The sequence below is a fragment of the Flavobacterium glycogeni genome (assembly GCF_048286775.1).
Classification (GTDB): domain Bacteria; phylum Bacteroidota; class Bacteroidia; order Flavobacteriales; family Flavobacteriaceae; genus Flavobacterium.
On the sequence record NZ_JBLVPV010000066.1, the window covers coordinates 1 to 1,687 of the forward strand.

Annotated in this window: 1 protein-coding gene; it reads left to right on the forward strand. The window is 29.7% G+C overall.

The genetic code is table 11. The annotated features are described in order from the left end of the window. Positions 1 to 127: 127 nt before the first annotated feature. On the forward strand, positions 128 to 1,558 hold the full coding sequence (locus ACNQGX_RS18290) for a serine hydrolase (protein WP_417978739.1): 1,431 nt from the start codon (positions 128 to 130) through the stop codon (positions 1,556 to 1,558). The last annotated feature ends 129 nt before the right edge of the window (positions 1,559 to 1,687 follow it).

Genomic DNA, 1,687 nt, shown 5'->3' on the forward strand with positions numbered 1-1,687 from the left:
GGCGGGAAATTCCTAGGATATGTTGCATTCTTAAAAATACGAAAAATCCTGTTTTAACAGCAGTATTTTGCTATATTTGTTCGTAATCAAACGGAAGTTTTTTCACAGACTGACGTTGGTGGCAATTTTGCCAAAAAAAAACAGGATAATCAAACAAAAAAAAGCAAAAATGAAACTAATAACTACATTCCTACTTTTATTATTAGGACAAATTACATTTGGACAAGACAGAATTCAAAAAATTGACAGTTTGCTTAATTCATTATACTCTGACCAAAAAATAAATGGAAATGTTCTTGTAGCAGAAAAAGATAAAGTAATTTATAAACATAGTTTTGGAAATGCTAATGAGGAAAAAAAGCAAAAATTAGATGAAAATTCTGTTTTTGAATTGGCGTCAGTATCAAAACAATTTACTGCAATGGCAATTATGATATTGAAAGAAAAAAAAATGTTGAGTTTAGATGACAATTTTACTAAATATATTCCTGAACTATCCAACTATAAAGGTATTACAATTAGAAATTTGCTTAACCATACAGGTGGGCTTCCTGACTATGAAGAAGTAATGGACACCTTATTTGACAAAAATAAAATTGCAATAAATAAAGATATTATCACTTTGTATGCAAAGCATAATCCAAAAATATTATTTGAACCAAACACCAAATGGAAATACAGTAATACAGGTTATGCTCTTTTGGCTTCTATTATTGAAAAAGTAACGGGAATGAATTACGGGGATTATTTAAACAAAGTAATTTTCAAACCATTGAAGATGAATAATACAACGGTTTTTAGAAGAAGATATACATCGCAACAAATAAATAATTACGCATTTGGCTACCTATATTCAGACAGTATAAAAAAATATATTTTGCCAGACGACTTTGCTGAAACTAAATATGTTATATGGCTTGATGGAATAGTTGGAGACGGCACAGTAAACTCTACTGTAATTGACTTATTAAAATGGGATAGAGCTTTATATTCAAATAAGTTACTTTCCGCTGAGGGAATGAAAGAAATTTTTGAAGTTGCAACGTTAAATGATAAATCTAAAACTAAATACGGCTTCGGTTGGTTTGTTGAAGAAAATGTTGATTTTGGAAAAATTGTATCTCATAGTGGTGGTTGGCCAGGTTACAAAACATATATTGACAGGAATATTACAAACGATAAAACAATTATAATACTTCAAAATCACGAAAATGTCTCAATTCCGGTTAAATCAATTAGAGCAATATTATACAATAAACCAATGCCTAAACCAATTGTAAGAAAAGAAATTCCATTAAAAATTGAACAATTAGAGCAATTTGTTGGTATATATGAAGTTGAAAAAGATTTTGAAATTAAAATTACATTAGAGAAAGATCAGTTATTCACTCAACTTACAGGACAAAGTTCTTTTCCAATTTTTGCTGACAGTGAACTGTCTTTTTTCTTAAAAGTTGTAGATGCACAACTACAATTTGAAAAAAATGAAAAAGACGAAGTAATAAAAGTGTATTTATTGCAGAATGGAAATAAAATTGAAGCAAAACGAACAAAATAAAAAACTGCCACCAACAGTAAAGGCTTCGTTGGGCTTGAAAAGCCAACAATGAAGCCTCGGTTGGACGGAACCGATTACATGCCGTTCCAACTATGGAGCTATCGTTAAGTTTTTAGAAAGAATTTCAAG